General features: G+C 66.8%; 10 protein-coding genes. 4 read left to right on the plus strand and 6 right to left on the minus strand.

The window, feature by feature from the left end; genetic code table 11:
• Window positions 1-5: 5 nt before the first annotated feature.
• The 6 genes from E8A74_RS40215 to E8A74_RS40240 form a co-directional block, all read right to left on the minus strand.
• Entirely contained in the window at window positions 6-890 is an 885-nt protein-coding gene (locus E8A74_RS40215; protein ID WP_136934421.1) for a phytanoyl-CoA dioxygenase family protein, read from the minus strand.
• A gap of 80 nt (window positions 891-970) precedes the next feature.
• The gene (locus E8A74_RS40220; RefSeq protein WP_136934422.1) at window positions 971-2,035 is read right to left on the minus strand and encodes an Ig-like domain-containing domain; all 1,065 of its coding nucleotides are present in this window, start codon (window positions 2,033-2,035) and stop codon (window positions 971-973) included.
• Between the two features lie 18 nt (window positions 2,036-2,053).
• Entirely contained in the window at window positions 2,054-3,718 is a 1,665-nt protein-coding gene (locus tag E8A74_RS40225; protein WP_136934423.1) for a hypothetical protein, read from the minus strand.
• Between the two features lie 63 nt (window positions 3,719-3,781).
• Window positions 3,782-6,493 carry a bifunctional serine/threonine-protein kinase/ABC transporter substrate-binding protein gene (locus E8A74_RS40230; RefSeq protein WP_136934424.1) on the minus strand — a complete coding sequence of 904 codons (2,712 nt, stop codon included), beginning with the start codon at window positions 6,491-6,493 and terminating at the stop codon, window positions 3,782-3,784.
• Window positions 6,494-6,967: 474 nt separating this feature from the next.
• A complete protein-coding gene (locus E8A74_RS40235; protein ID WP_136934425.1) occupies window positions 6,968-8,320 on the minus strand; it encodes a restriction endonuclease in 1,353 nt (450 codons plus the stop codon).
• A gap of 122 nt (window positions 8,321-8,442) precedes the next feature.
• Window positions 8,443-9,207, minus strand: coding sequence for a glutathione S-transferase family protein (locus tag E8A74_RS40240; RefSeq protein WP_170229732.1), 765 nt, complete (start codon window positions 9,205-9,207; stop codon window positions 8,443-8,445).
• 27 nt (window positions 9,208-9,234) lie between these two features.
• Here E8A74_RS40240 and E8A74_RS40245 point away from each other — a divergent pair, with 27 nt between their 5' ends.
• The 4 genes from E8A74_RS40245 (at window position 9,235) to E8A74_RS40260 (ending at window position 14,398) form a co-directional block, all read left to right on the plus strand.
• Window positions 9,235-10,419, plus strand: a complete 1,185-nt coding sequence (locus E8A74_RS40245) for a ferritin-like domain-containing protein (RefSeq protein ID WP_136934427.1) — start codon at window positions 9,235-9,237, stop codon at window positions 10,417-10,419.
• 542 nt (window positions 10,420-10,961) lie between these two features.
• Window positions 10,962-11,222, plus strand: coding sequence for a hypothetical protein (locus E8A74_RS40250; RefSeq protein WP_136934428.1), 261 nt, complete (start codon window positions 10,962-10,964; stop codon window positions 11,220-11,222).
• Window positions 11,223-11,225: 3 nt separating this feature from the next.
• A complete protein-coding gene (locus E8A74_RS40255; RefSeq protein WP_136934429.1) occupies window positions 11,226-13,238 on the plus strand; it encodes a PIN domain-containing protein in 2,013 nt (670 codons plus the stop codon).
• Window positions 13,235-14,398 (plus strand): BREX system ATP-binding domain-containing protein, encoded by a 1,164-nt coding sequence (locus tag E8A74_RS40260; protein WP_136934430.1) that lies wholly within the window; start codon window positions 13,235-13,237, stop codon window positions 14,396-14,398. The genes E8A74_RS40255 and E8A74_RS40260 overlap by 4 nt, the downstream gene beginning before the upstream one ends.
• Window positions 14,399-14,419: the final 21 nt, after the last annotated feature.

Genomic DNA, 14,419 nt, shown 5'->3' on the forward strand with positions numbered 1-14,419 from the left:
TTGCCTCAGAACCGCGCGAATCGCCGGAGCCGGAAGTACACCGGCGTCGGGCTGTTCTCGTCCTTCAGCTTCTCCGGCCCCTCCATCAAGGGCACGTACATCACGCGCCGCTGGCTCGCGTCACCCGTCGCGCTCGCCTCCGCGACCCGATGCCAGATGCGGCCGTCGTGGATCGTCAGATCCCCCGCCTCGGCCACGAGCGCATACTCGGCCGGATCCGCGTCCGTATCCATGAAATGCGCCTTCCGCGTCAGCATCGGCCAGAGCCCTTGCTGGTGCGAGAACGGAATCAGCCGCACGCCGCCCTTCTCGATGGGCGAATCGTCCAGGTAAAACCCGACGTTCAGGTACCGCCGCGGCATCTCGAAATAGAAGAGGTCCCGCAAGCTGTCCGTGTGCCAGCCGAGCCGCTTGTAGCTCGACCCCTCCTCGCGGCGGTAATGGTTGATGACGAGCCCATCCCGCTCCCGCTCGCCGATCCGATACCCGGGCCCCGCGATCTCCAGGATCGCCTTGAAGCGAGGATCCTGCAGGAACGCGTGCAGCCGCTCGCCGAAGGTCGACGAGAAGCACATGCGCTGCACGAAGCCGCGGCCGTCCTTGCGCTTGCCGAGGATGAGCGGCACGCCGTTGATGACCGTCCGCCCCTCGGCGACGAGGCGCGCGTCGATGGCCTCGACCTCCTCGACGAGCTTCGCGACCTCGGCGCGCGGCAGGAAGCTCTTGAAGCGGATGAAGCCGAACGTGTCGAGGAACTCCACCTGCTCCGGCGTCAGCCGCTCGCCGAGCTCGAAGCGCGGCATGTCGATGCAGCGGTTCATCGGCGGCAGCGCAGCCGCGCTCGTCGGTTTCGCCGGTGCCTCGGGAGCCTCGAAGGTCGTCGTGGTCATGGTCTCGGCTTTTTACCAAATTTCCGCCGCGAAGCCGCCCGCTCCCGTGTCACGAATCGGCCATCGTCCGGTTTGATGCTCTACGGCGCCGGCGGCGGGTCCGGGATGTCCGGCGGCGCCTCGTCCGCGGCGACGATCCGACCGACGATGTTCCCTTCGCCCTTGCCGCTCGCGGACGTGCCGAGGAGCACCGTGTCCGCCGCCAGCGTGCCCGTGCCGCGCAGCACGCCGTCCGCGCCCGGGGCGAACTCGGCCGTGAGCGTCACGTTGCGCAGCGTGACCGGCGGGATCTGCACGACGATGTCCGTCGGCGCCGTGGCGAACACGGCCTTGCCACCGGGCTGGTCCACGGCGCAGCCCTCGATCGTGAACGAGTATCCGGTCGGCGGCGTGCCATACGGCACGTAATCCGAGTGCTCGTCCACCGTGCCCGCGCGCTCGGATTGCGCGACGCACTGGGGCATGGGCAGGAGCCGGCAGACTTCGCCGGTCCCGCACGACATCGGACACACCTGGGTCTTGTCGCGATCGGCGTTCGTGGCCTGCCCGCGCACGCGCCCCGTCTCCGGGTCGACGTAAAACGCGGCCCAGAGCTGGACCTGCGTCTGCAGCGGCTTCTCGATGTCCGCGAGCAGGAAGTACTTCCCGGTCGGGAAGACCGTCGAGGGTTTGTCGCACTCGAGCTTGAACTTGTAGCCGAAGAGCAGGCGCTTGCGGGTCTTCGTGACGTGGCCCTCGGCATCCGCGAGGCCCGCCTCGATCACGAGCGCGAGCTTCGGGCCCACGGGCAGCGGCGCGCTCGGCTTGATCACGAGCGTCGCATTGCTGTCCACGAGCTCGGCCGTGCCGCCCTCCGTGAGGCTCGTCGTGAACGAGAAGAACTCCTCGGGCGTGCTCTCGGGATCGTCGTCCTCGTCGAAGAGGTTGCCCTCGACGTCGGTCTCCAGGCGGAGGATCGAGACGTCGAGCGTCGTGGGATCCACGGGCTCGGAGAAGGCGAGGACGATCGGCGCCGTCGCGTCTTCGAGCACGCCGTCCTCGGCGTCGATGATACGCGGCTGCGGGGGGCCATCGTAGAGCTCGCAACCAGCGCCGAGCGAGGCCGCGAGGGAGAGCAAGAGGAGCGAAAGAGGAAGACGTCGCATGTCCGTGCTCCGCGAGACCTAGAAGAAGAAGGTGGTGCGGCCCTGGACGAGGACGCTGCGCACGGCGTAGCCGTCCTCGTTTCGCAGAGCGTCGCCGGGGAAGAGCACCGCGCCCTCGAGGTCGAAGAGGAAGTGATCGAGGTAGCGATACGAGATGCGCCCGTCGAGCTCGGTGCCCCAGTACTGACCGGGCTTGCCGCCGGCGAAGTTCACGAGGTCGTCCTCGATCGTGAGGCCGTCGCGAGCGAGGAGGGAGTTGACCGGATCGACGACGGGCTCGGCCGCGAACGCGAAGAGCACGCCGCCGCGCAGCGTGAGGCCGCGGACGGGGCGGATGTCGAACTGCGGGAAGAGCGCGAGCGCGTTCGTGAAGGCGCCGCGGTTGTAGACCGAGTCCGAGGGAAAACTCGGGGCGCCGAGGCGGTTCAAGAGCTCGGTGCCCGCGGCCGCGACGCGCGCGGTCTGGAACGCGACGACGTGCTCGAAGAGCAAGAGGCCCACGTTCGCGTCCTCGGCGAAGACGAACTGCGTGAGCGGCGTGCGGTTGTTCGGATCGGCGTCGCCCGAGGCGTAATCGAACTCGAGGTACGCGGTGTAAAGGGGCCGGTCGTAGCGCACGACGGCGCGCGCGCCGCCTTGCAGGATGCGCTGATCGACGACGGGATCGTTCGAGATGTAGCTGTTCGCCTGGGCGATCTCGCGGGTCGATCCGACGTTCATCGCGGCCTCGGCGGTGACGTGGAAGTCGCCGAAGCGAGACGTCGCCTTCAGGCCGAAGCTGTTGATGCTGGAGCTGTTCGCGTCGTCCCAGCGATGCACGTAGTAGCCGCCGACGAAGAGGTCGCGGGCGGGGCCGAGCTTCGGCGCGAGGAAACGCACGGCCACGTCGACCTGCTGCACGTCGTCGGCGAAGAGCTGCACGCTGTCGGTGACCCACCGATCGTAGGCGAGGGCGAGGATGACCCCGCGGTTCTCCGAGGTGTCGCGCTCCTCCTTGGGCTTGAAGGCTTCGAGCGGCTTCGTCGCGAAGAGGACACGGTCGACGAGGTTGCCCTGGCGGCTGAAGCCGAAGCGGTTCGTCCGTCCGTCGCCGTCCGCGGCCTGGATGCCGGTGCCGTTGTTCGCGGACTGGCGGCCCACGCGGAGCAAGCCGATCGGGAGCACGACGTCGCCGTAGGCCTTGCGGAACCGGATCTGCTCCTGCGAGCAGAGCGTGTAGCCGTAGTCGTCGGCGTTCAAAGGGTCGGTGCCGCGCAGGCCCACGCAGGGCGTCGTGACGTTGGGGCTGCGCGCGTTGATGTTCGTCCCGAAGTTCGGCTTGGGGCCGGAGGCGAGCGTGCCGTTGTCGCCCCAGAGCACGCCGTCGAGCATGTCGGCCGAGGCGTAGAGGCGCACCTTGTCGAGGTAGTCGACGCCGATGTCGAGGCGCAGGCGGTGCTCGATCCAGCTCACGCGCCGGTTCGACTCGCTGTTCACCGCGATCGGGTTCACGTAGAGCAAGTTCGCGCGGTACTCGGCGCCGGCGCGGAAGCCGAACTTGTCGAGCGCATACCGCGTCCCCTGGCCCTTCGGATCCGGATCCGACCACGCCTCCGTTTGCGCGTGCGCGTCGCCCGTACAGAGCACGAGCGAGAGGGCGAGGGCCGAAGGGAGGGAGGCGAGGAGGGCAGCGGGCGTTCGCATGGCGCGGGGGGATCCGCACGGTATCCGCACTCGGCCCGCGCGCGCAACGGCTTGCCGCATCCGTCAGGGGCAGCGCATCGCGCCTTCGAGCTTGCCGGTCTTCGCGCGGTAGACGAGGCCCGACTCGGCCGCGATACGTCGCTTCGGATCGAGGCAATACACGGCAAAATCGACCGTGGCGTCGCCGGTCTCCGGATCGAAGTCGAGCGAGGTCTGCGAGCCCGTGAGGTCGATATTTTTACCGCCGCGCAGGACCCTGATCGCCGAGTAAATCCCGCCCTGGCCGACCTCGACCGGCTCGCCCGGGGGCACGAGGCGGCGCACGGCGCGCGCGAGGCCGCGGCCCGTGATCGGCTCGTCGCCGAGCGCGAGCGCGGCGTACGCGACGGCGTAAAACGCGTCGTACGGGGCGCTCGTCGAGTCGTACGGCGTGACCTTGTCCGGGAAGATCTCGTTGTGGTGCACGACGAACTTCGCGAGCGCGGGGTTCATCGCGGCGTCGACGCTGAGCAGCCGGCGCGAGGCGTCGGGGCGCTCGGCGACGAGCTTGAGGAAGTCGTCGGACCCGAGCGAGCCCGACATGACGTAATGCGGCCGGAAGAAGAGGCTCTTCGGCCAGCGCCGTTCGAGCTCGACGAGGAACTGCGCGCCCGCGCCGGCCTCGAAGACGACGTGCGGCGCAAACGTGCCGATCGACGTGATCAAGCTCGCGACAGCGTCCCCCGTCTGCGAACCGGCGAGCTCGTCCTTCACCACGAACTGGCGCAGGTCGTCGCCGTTCTCGGCGGCGCTCTTGCCGTTCCAGCGCAAGACCGAGAGGAGCTGGTCCGCGTGGCTCACGCCGGACGCATTGTCCACGCGGACGATGGCCACGCGCAGCGGCTCGCCGGGGCGGAGGATCCCGGGGCGCCTGCGAATCTCCGGTTCGAGCACATGTTCGAGGAACGCGGCCTTCGCGCCCGTCGACATGGTCGCGCTCGAGGTCACGCGCAAGACGAGGCGCGGATCGTCCGGCGCATGCGCGATGTCCGTGAGCATGGAGGCGGTGTTCGAGGCGAGCGCGAGCACGCCCTTCGGCAGGAAGTACGCCTGCGCGAGGTCGAGGACCTCCTTGCTACGCGCAAAGCCGAGGACCGCAGGGACACCGACGTCGTCGACGAGGTGCGACGCCGCGCGCTCGGCCGCCTCGGTGTCATCGCAGAGGACGATCCCGATCGGGCGAGGCTTGCCCGCGCCGCTCGCAGGCGGCAAGCCGCCCGTGAGGCCCGCAAAATCACGGCGGGCGAGGTCCACGGCGCGCGCCGCTTGCCGGCCGTACGTCGTGCCCTTCTTCTCGTCGTGCGGGTACATCGCGCCGATCCAGATCGTGCCGTCGTTCTCAACGTCGCCCGCCTCGGCGAGGACGCGGCACTGATCGGTCTCGAGCGTGACGCAAGCGCCGCGATCCTTGCGGCAGATGGCATGCTTGTCCCCACCCGGGGGCATGCAGTCGGCGTTCGTGACGCAGGCACTCCGCGGCGTCGGAGGCGGCGGGGCCTCGGTCGGCGCGGTGCGGCTGGCCCGCGCGACGAAGAGGACGACGAGCGTGGCGATCATGCCGAACCCCGCCGACATCATGAGCAGGGCCCGCGCCCGGGAAGGGCGCTCCTCGGTCGGGCTCGACGAGAGAGGCTCACTCACCGTGTTCTGCGGCGCGCCGTCGACAGGCGCAGCCGCCGGCGCGAGCGAGGGCGGGCGCGGCGTGCCCTCCTGTCCAGGAGGCACATCAAGCACCGTCTCGACGAGCTCAGCCCGCGGTCGCGAAGCGACGACGCGCCCCGAAGCAGGCTGAAGCGAGATACGCCCCGACGACGAAGGCGCAAACGCGAGAGAACTGCCGCTGTTGCGAGGAACGACGGAGAGAGGCTCGCCATACACCACGATGTGAGCCGAGCCGATCGCATCCCGCATCTCACGCGCATCCTCGAACCTGTCATGGCGCGAGTAAGCAAGGGCCTGGTCGATGACGCGGGCCACATCACGCGGAGCCTCGGGCGCGACATCCATGAGGCGCGGCGCAGGCTTGGTCGCCGTGCTCGTGAGGAGCTCCGTCGCGCGGCTCGCATCGTGCACGAGCCTGCCCGTGAGGAGCGTGAACATGGTCGCGCCCGCAGCCCAGAGGTCGGTGCGCGCATCGATGGCGCCCCGATCCCCAAGCGCCTGCTCAGGCGGCATGTACGCAGGGGTGCCCGCGACGCCGCCGGGCCCGCCCTCCTCGTCGGCGACGACCCGCGCGATGCCAAAGTCGAGGATCTTGAGGGTGCCGTCCGACGTGACGAACACGTTCTCCGGCTTGATGTCGCGATGCACGATGCCCTTGTCATGGGCCGCCGCAAGCGCATCGCAGAGCGCATGCCCGATGACGAGGACCTCACGGCAAGCAATCTTGCCGCCCGCGCGTCTCCGCCGCTGGTCGAGGGTCTCGCCCTCGAGCAACTCCATCACGAGGAAAGGGCACCCATCATCCGAGACGTCGTCATCAAGGACGCGCACAGCCCCCGGGTGCTCGATCGAGTTCGCGACGTACCCTTCACGAACGAAGCGATCCCGCTGGGTAACGCTGGCCGAGAGCTCCGGATGAAGGATCTTGACCGCCACCCGATGGCCGTTGCGATGAACCGCGAGGTACACCGTCGCCATCCCACCCACACCAAGCACACGCTCGATGCGGTACTTGTCCCGGAGCGTTCTGCCGACACGACGTTCGGCGTGCTCTCGGGCGGAAGGCGGGGGCATGGCGGAAAGGAGGATACCCGATCAGGGAATTTCCGGAACGGGAGGTTCGCCGCGATGCGCTACGTCGGTCCCGGCAAGCGGTTCTCCGCCTCACCAGGCCGGGGCTGGGGCGTCGCGCCGGGGCTGGGGCGTCGCGCCGGGGCGCTGCCCCGGACCCCGCGGGGGCTGTCCGCCCCTCGACCCGGACCAGGCACGGCCTGGACCGAGGGGGAAGAACTGCGCGATGCGCAGTTCTTCCCACGAGCCGGTGGCAAGACCACGGGGGTGGGTTTCAAGCCGGCGACGGGCACGCTGCCCGTTGAGCCCGCAGCGCCGCTGTCTTGGTTGGCAGGGTCGTGGAGGGTCTTGACCCCGGCTGTTCGATGAACTGCGCGGAGCGCAGTTCATCGTCCTGGGTCCAGCGCCTCGCTGGTCCGGGTCCCGGGGCGGACAGCCCCGGGTGGGGCCTGGGGCAAAGCCCCAGCGCGGCGCCCATCAAGCAAGCTCGAGCAGGGTGTCCACGACCATCCATTTCGTGGTGCCGCTGGGTTTGCCTCGCTGGCATTTTGCGCTTGGGACCATGCGCCGCAGACAGGAGACGATGCTTTGGGCGATGGGCTCGACGACGGCGCCGATCATTTCCTGGGGGAGCTCGACGCGGATCAGGTGAATGCCGCTGCCGCGGTTCTGGTGGGCCACCTTGGTTCCGGCGATTTGGCGTTCGAGCTCCGGGAGACGTTGCAGCTCGTCGTAGATGCGATCCGTGACGGCTGTGTGTTCCCTTGGTTCGGGGGTGGGTGTGCTTGCGCGGAGGAGGTCGATGAGCGCCTCGCGGACTGTCATTCGGGCTTTGCCGAGGTACTTCATCACGAGCTCGATGAGCTCGCCCCTCGCGATCACGCGAATGTCGAGGCCGAGTCGGCCTTCGAGGGCGGCGCACTTTTCCTCGAATCCGTTGCTCGTCGCTTCGGCGGTCGTCACGATCACGCCTGCGTCGATCTTGTGCAGCTCCTTGGCTTGCTCGATTTGATCGAGCGTGCGCTCGTCGTCGTGCAGCCCGTCGTTTTGCTTGATCTGGACGGCGACTTTGTATTCGAGGCCCAGCGGATCGCGCGTGTAGACGATGAGATCCGTGCCTCTCTCGCCGGCGCCGCCCCAATGCTCGACGCGCCCGCCCTCGTAGATGCACATGAACAGGTGATGCACGAGGTGCGCGAGCTCGTTGCCCTTGTACTTCGTCAGGATGTGCTTCCACGCCGCGTCGCGGACCGCCGTGAAGAACCCTTCGGCTTTTTGCGTCTCCGGGTCCGGCGTCCACGTATCCTTGCCGGACTCGATCGCGTGGACGAGCGCCTCCACCGTGGAGCCGAGCGCGTCGATCGACCACATCCTCGACGGGTTTCGCATCGTCGCGCGCAGCTCTGCGTCGACGTGCGTGTTCTCCGCCTCCACGCTGGCGACCTTCCCGGCGGGCGTGCGGATGGGATCCACGGCGATGATATGGCCGTAATCGGGGCCCTCCCGCCCGGGCGCCACGATGGGCGCGTACTCGTATGCGCCCTTCACGCGTGCGAGGGCCCATCGGCCTTGATCGAGCAGGTTTGGCAGGATGAGCACGTTGCCTGGCTTCAGGCCGTCGGGCTCGGTGTCGAGCAGGCGCCGGTTTCGCCAGACGCTCGCTTCCTCCTCGCTCAGCTTTTTTCCTGCGCGCACCTGGTCGCGCAGGAGCCGCAGATCGTGCTCGCGTCGCCACCCGAAGCCCTGGCGCAGGCGGCCCTGCTCGAGCTCGCGGGTGAGGAACGCGCGCTGCGTGCGATCGGTGCGAAGGACGAGGTAGCGGCGGGGCATGGGGAGAACCGAGGCTCGGTGAGCGGGATGGGGATCCCGGTGAGCGTCTGCCCTTTGACGTTACCATGCGTGCCGGTGCGGGTGGGACGGCTTGTCACGCGGGATGGGTTCGCCGTCGACCCTCAAGCGCGCGCGCGGGCTCGGTGCTCGCGGAACAGGCGCGCCCCGAACTTTCCTGCGGGCAGCTCTTGCCAGGCGCGTATGTGCGCGGCGGGCTCCTGCGGCAGCATCTCGATCGGGAAGAGCGGCGCGCCGTACTCCGGCGGGGCCAGGACCACCGCCGCGAGGCTCGCGAAGGTGATGTCCGCCATCGTGAGCGCGTCGCCCACCAGGAACGATCGACCGTCCTCGATCTTCTTGCCGACCTCGGCGAACATCGCCTCGATCTTGCGGAGCGAGCGCGCGGCGCCCTCGGGCGTGATGCGCATGGCCTTGCGCATCACCGGGCGGACCACGGGGAAGAACAAGGGGAGCAGGCGTTTCTCCAGCGCCGGCGCGTGTTGCTTGTTCGAGAGGTGGAGCACGAGGTCGCGATCCGGCAGCATGTGGAAGTACATCCATCGCCGGGTGTGCGGCCCGAAATGCTCGTCGAAGTGCTCTTCGAGCGTCTCGACCTCCCGGCGCTCGGCGTCGTTCGTCCCGTAGAGCCGCGCCCCCGGCGCTCTTCGATCGGCCCACTTCGCGATGTCCGTCGAGTCGTTGATCGCGCCCTCGTCCGTGATGAGCGCAGGCACGCTGCGATACCCGCCCGCGCGGCGCACGGCGAGCATGTGGAATGCGGGCAGGTGCCCGGACTCGCGGTAGGGGATGCCCGCGTGATCGAGCGTCCACCGCGCCTTCTCGCAGTAGTGGCTGAACGTGATCGTCACGAGCTGGGGGGGTTGCATGCGCGCTTCGTCATGTATCATGCGCCCATGGACAGCTCGCTTATCTTTCGGAGAACACTCGTATACCGCGTCGCGGCCACGCTCGGCGTCACGCTCGCCGCGCCTGTCGCGTTCGTCGGCTGCGGCGCCAAGGTCGTCGTCGACAGCGAGTCCACGGGCGCAGGCGGCGCAGGCGGCGCAGGCGGCACGAGCAGCACGAACTCGACGACGGACGCGACGTCGAGCTCCACGGGCACGACGGCGTGCGAGGGCACGGGACCGCTCACGTCGTTCCTCGCCTGCTTCCCTTCGACGGGCCTGACCTGCCCCCCGACGAACGAGGCCCACGGCGCCATCGCGGAGAGCCTCGACATCTGCTCCTGCCTGCACTCGGTCGACGCCGGCCCGAAGCCCGATCCGAGCGGCAATGGCTTCTGCTGTTACGACACCACGATCGAGACCACGTGCGCCATCGGGCGACCGCTCCGCGCCGAGGACGGCCCCGCCGTCGCGCCCGTCGAGGCCACGCGGCGAGGTTGGTCCGACGAGCCACTCGCGCCCAACGTCGAAGGCCTCTCCGCCGAAGCACGCGAGGTGCTCGCCGAGCGCTGGATCCGCGACGGCCTCTTCGAGCACGCCTCGGTCGCCGCCTTCTCGCGCCTCGCCCTCGTGCTGCTCGCGCACGGGGCCGACGAATCCCTCGTCCGGGCCGCACACGAAGCCGCGCTCGACGAGGTACGGCACGCCCGGCTCTCCCTCTCGCTGGCAGCCGCCTACCGCGGCGCGCCCGTCGCACCCCGAGGTTTGCCCGAGGCGCTCTCCCTCCCACTCGACGAGGGCCTCCGGGAGCTCGCAGTCTCCACCGTGATCGAGGGCGCCGTGGGCGAGACGCTCGCAGCCGTGCTCGCAGCCGAGCAAGCCGAGCGCGCATCAGACCCCGCCGTGCGCCGCGTCCTCGCAAGCATCGCAGAGGACGAAGCGCGCCACGCAGAACTCGCATTCCGCATCATCTCCTTCACGATCGCCGCAGGCGGGGCCCCCGTGCGCGACGCCGTCGCGCGAGCGTTTCGCGACGCCGCGGGCCGCCTGCCGCCGCCGCCCGCGGAGCCGCAGCTCGCGCCCGCCGTGGCTGCGGCGCATGGCCACGTGCCCTGCGCGGACGCCCGTGCCGCGTTCGTCCGGGCAATGGACGAGGTCGTCATGCCGCTCGGCCGCGCGCTCGTGGAAGCGTGAGGCGTCGCGCCGGGGCGCTGCCCCGGTCCCCGCGGGGGGCTGTCCGCCTCCTCGACCCCGGACCAGGCACGGCCTGGACCGAAAGTGGAAGAACTGCGCGGTGCGCAGTTCATCGACCCCGGGTCCGGTAGTGGCTAGATCCGGCCACAAGGCGAAAGTGGCGGGACATTCGCCCGGCCACTATCTCCGGGCTCGTTGTCTGGAAAGAGGGAGAACTGCCCGCGCTCGTCGGCCAGGGGTCCGGCGTACGCGGCCTCCGCGGGAGCGGGCGTCGCGGGCCTGGGGAGATGGGACATCATGCCGCGCGTGACCTTCGCCCTTGCCCCCGCCGACCAGGCGCAGGAAGCCGCACCCGTTGGGAGTTCCCGCGGCGGGCTTTCCGGCTTCCCTGGTCGTGGGAAGGCAGTAGACTTACCGGCACGCTTGGACTAGAGCGCTCGTTCAGCATCGCTATGGCCTCTTCTCCTCTTCGTCTATCCCTCATCGAGCCCTCCGGCCAGTCTCGTTCTCGGCTTCTACGCGGACTGGATTCGGAGATGCCCGTGCCCGTGCCCGAGTGGGTCAAAACGCATGTTCAGGCCAAGGAATGGCAAGGGGAACGGCTTGCCATCGAAGGCTTGTCTCGTGCCGCGGAAGAACTTGAGGGGCAGCTTCCTCGAATGGAAAGGTTGGATTTGATGCGTTGGCTATGGAACGAGAATGAGGTGGCGGTGGACATCGATCCTGCGCTGCTCTTTCTCGTCCTGGCTAGGGATCTGCGTGATCTCGGCATTGGTGGCGATCTGGAGATCGGGGGACTTTGAACGATGCAAGGCGATTCAGAGGGTCCGATTGACGCATTGAGGGGCACGTTCCGCATTGGCTCCCGGGTGAAGCGAGGGGCGAGGGAGGACTGGCTCGAACTCGGTACTCTTCGTGTCTTCCCATCGCGGGCGGGCGATCAGGACGTGGCAAATGGGCAGTGGGTATTGTCCATTGCGGCGGATCGGGACGGTAATCACCGCGAACGATTTTTTATCGAGGTGGCGAGCCGCTTGGGGCTACTACCCGTGCGCTTTACTCAATCTTTCGAAGAAATTCTTCGTAGAGATAACCCTCTTTGCATTGTCGCTGATACGAATACGCTGTATCATGGCACGCTGGCCCAAGCGCTTCGTGTGCGTGAGGGTCGAGCGACCCATGTGGCCATCGCAGATGTCGCGATGATGGAGATGCAACGGCAGAGGGAGAGGGCATGGACTCCCTCCGGAAGCGGGAAGAAGCAACAAGCAGAAGGCACCTCGGCGATACCCGAAGCATCGGCGAATGAGCCATCCATTAACGAGCACTGGTCAAGGGCCGCGGACCGTTCCCGGTTTCTTGCAACCGGCGGGCGAACGCTCGAGAGACTGCGCAAGGCTGGCCACGTCGTGCATGTGGCACGGCCGCAAGCTGCCATGGTACGGTATTTCGGCGGTAGCCGAGATACCGCGGACGAGGACGATGGGGGAGGAGATGGGGATACCGTAGGGAGTAACCTTTTACGGGATCGTCTCATTCTGGAAGCTGCGTTTCAGCAGCGGATCAATCTTCCGGGCGTCCAGCTCGTGCTTCTCACGGATGACGCTCTTCTCGCAGAACAGGCGAAGATAGAAGGCTTGACGGTAGGATTTGGCTGGCTAACCAACACGATTCGGCCGCGCTTTCTGACGTCTCCGTATATCGATCCACGCACGTTGGAGCTGAAGCACGTTCCTCTTCGTGATTTCATCGACGAACTCGTGTGGTCGTGCTCCGTCCTGACACTTCAGCGAGAGAACGAGGGAAATCTCCTCGTGGGCCGTGTGCCCGAAGAGAGGCGCGAGCGCGTATTGGCCGCCATGGGCGAGCAAGGGTTCAAGGTCCGGTGGAGCAACCAGAGCACGAATGAGATCTGGGAGCCAAGTATCTTCAGCGCTGACTCTGTAAGAACTGAACGTACGGAGGAACATTCACTTGCCAAAGGTGGTACCGTCGCAACGGTGCCGAAAAAATCGCCATCTGCGTTGAGGCTCCTCGAAAGAGTCCTTTTATGGCTGGCGGGCGCGGAATCGGTGGCAAGCAAAGGATGGAAAGCTGAAGAAGGACAGGTGACGGACGCCTACCTGGAGGCGCTTGGCTGGTTGGCGGCTCAAGAAGGAGAGAAGGCTTTAACGGAACGCGGCCGGGCTCTCGCTTCCCGTTGGCAGCGCTTGGACCCCAAGAACGTTCAGGGCTGGGTCGATTGGATGTTGGATGCAGGGGCAGATCTCGATCGACTCGCTCCGGTGCGTGCTACCTTGAGAGTGGTGGAGACGCAGCCCGGAATTACGGATACGAGGCTCGCAAAGCTGACCGGAGATTCCGACCGCACCTTGAGCGCTCAGATGAACCTCGCTGCTGCGTTCGGCCGTGCCATTCGGCTCAGCGCAAAGAATTGGACGGGGGCGTCATGGACAGATGAGGACGCAGAGCAAGCCATCCTTCGAGGAATCGAAACGTCCGAGGCAGCGTCATCCTCGGGGCTTCGTTCGGTCCTCGCGGCGCGCCTGTTTACGTCCTTTCTGCCGGAGAAGCCTATGTCACTGCCGGTCTTTCGTGCTGCGCTCAATCGTCTACGAGGTGCGGGGCGCCTTCGATTCACCGGCTCATCGCCTGAGGAAGTCGGCGTGAAGATTCGGGTACTCGAGCCCATGCGGGAAGACCCTTACGTGGCGGTTCGAGAAGTCGATCTCGGACGTGGTGACTTTCTTCTACCCGGAGTTCCATGCGTCGTGGTTGAGCCCGCCGACAGCCCTCGTACGAAACAGGAGGGAGCATGAGCCTCATCAAAGACCTCATGGGTCGAGGGGGAGACGACAATCCGTACGAACGTCTGGGGTATACGACGAATCCGTTTCCCCGGCAGGGTGAAGTGCGGCCTGACGTTTTCGTGGAGCGCCCGGAGCTCGATGCGCTTCAGAAGGATCTGGCCTCGTTTCTCAAAGGCAGATCGCAGGGTGCTGTCTGGGCGTTGTCTGGGGGACAAGGGCTCGGAAAAAGCAATTTCTTGCATCACCTAGAGCACGTGCTCAGGGAGTTCGAGGCGACGGGGGCCATCGAACGTACGGCATACCATTTGGTGCCAAGCAGGTCGCTCACGCCTTCGCGAATCGCCGAAGAAATACTCAACGCCATCGGCCCGGCCCGAATCGCGCGTCTGCTCGAAGAGCGGCGCGACTTCCCGGCGACATACCAGAATACCGATTTCGGCAGATTTTGGCAGGGCGTACTTCGCCGCAACGAGCTCTATCCAGATCTTGCCGCCGAGATTCACGCCCAGTTCCTCATCCGTTGGATCAGTGGGCATCAAACGTACAAGAGCGAGCGCGATCGATATGCCATCATCGCACGGGAGAAGTTGCCCCCTGCGGTGGCGCTCCCCTATTTGCGCGGCCTTGTCGATATGCTTCAGGCGGACGGGCAGCTCGACCGGATCATCCTGCTGCTCGACGAATTCGAAGACATTCAACTCCTCAGGACGTCGGAGCGCACCGATTACGTGCAGACGCTCAAAGGCCTCTTGAATACGTTCAATTGGCAAGTACTCTACGTTATCGTCGCCGGAGCACCTGCCGCGTTCGAGGTGATCGCCACGTCCTATCCATCGCTTGCAAGCCGTTGGCGCGGGCGCGTCGCCGAGTTGCTGCCTGTACAGGATCCACATGCCGCTGTGGAGCTCGCCACCGCGTACAAGAAAACTGCAATGATCTCCAGAGACGCGCAACTGGGAGAACTCCACCCGACGGATCACGAGGTAGAAAAAGCGTTCATCGAGCTGTTCAACAAATCGCCTGGGAATGTTACCCAGCGAGACCTTTTGACCTCGCTTCATGATCAGGTCGAGCAACTTGCGAACGAGCAGAGCCCTCCGCCGACGGGATTGCCTGTGCATCGAGTATCCATGCGGAGGCCGCCGGGCAGGGCTCCCAAGGTGCGGTAGCCGCCGCGCCTGCCGGTAGTG

This window comes from Polyangium fumosum (assembly GCF_005144585.1).
GTDB classification, from domain to species: Bacteria; Myxococcota_A; Polyangia; order Polyangiales; family Polyangiaceae; genus Polyangium; species Polyangium fumosum.

Coding starts and splice junctions, on each gene's coding strand:
- E8A74_RS40225 (WP_136934423.1), bottom strand. CDS start 3,718: ATGCGAACGCCCGCTGCCCTCCTCGCCTCCCTCCCTTCGGCCCTCGCC.
- E8A74_RS40215 (WP_136934421.1), bottom strand. CDS start 890: ATGACCACGACGACCTTCGAGGCTCCCGAGGCACCGGCGAAACCGACG.
- E8A74_RS40260 (WP_136934430.1), top strand. CDS start 13,235: ATGAGCCTCATCAAAGACCTCATGGGTCGAGGGGGAGACGACAATCCG.
- E8A74_RS40230 (WP_136934424.1), bottom strand. CDS start 6,493: ATGCCCCCGCCTTCCGCCCGAGAGCACGCCGAACGTCGTGTCGGCAGA.
- E8A74_RS40235 (WP_136934425.1), bottom strand. CDS start 8,320: ATGCCCCGCCGCTACCTCGTCCTTCGCACCGATCGCACGCAGCGCGCG.
- E8A74_RS40255 (WP_136934429.1), top strand. CDS start 11,226: ATGCAAGGCGATTCAGAGGGTCCGATTGACGCATTGAGGGGCACGTTC.
- E8A74_RS40220 (WP_136934422.1), bottom strand. CDS start 2,035: ATGCGACGTCTTCCTCTTTCGCTCCTCTTGCTCTCCCTCGCGGCCTCG.
- E8A74_RS40245 (WP_136934427.1), top strand. CDS start 9,235: ATGGACAGCTCGCTTATCTTTCGGAGAACACTCGTATACCGCGTCGCG.
- E8A74_RS40240 (WP_170229732.1), bottom strand. CDS start 9,207: ATGCAACCCCCCCAGCTCGTGACGATCACGTTCAGCCACTACTGCGAG.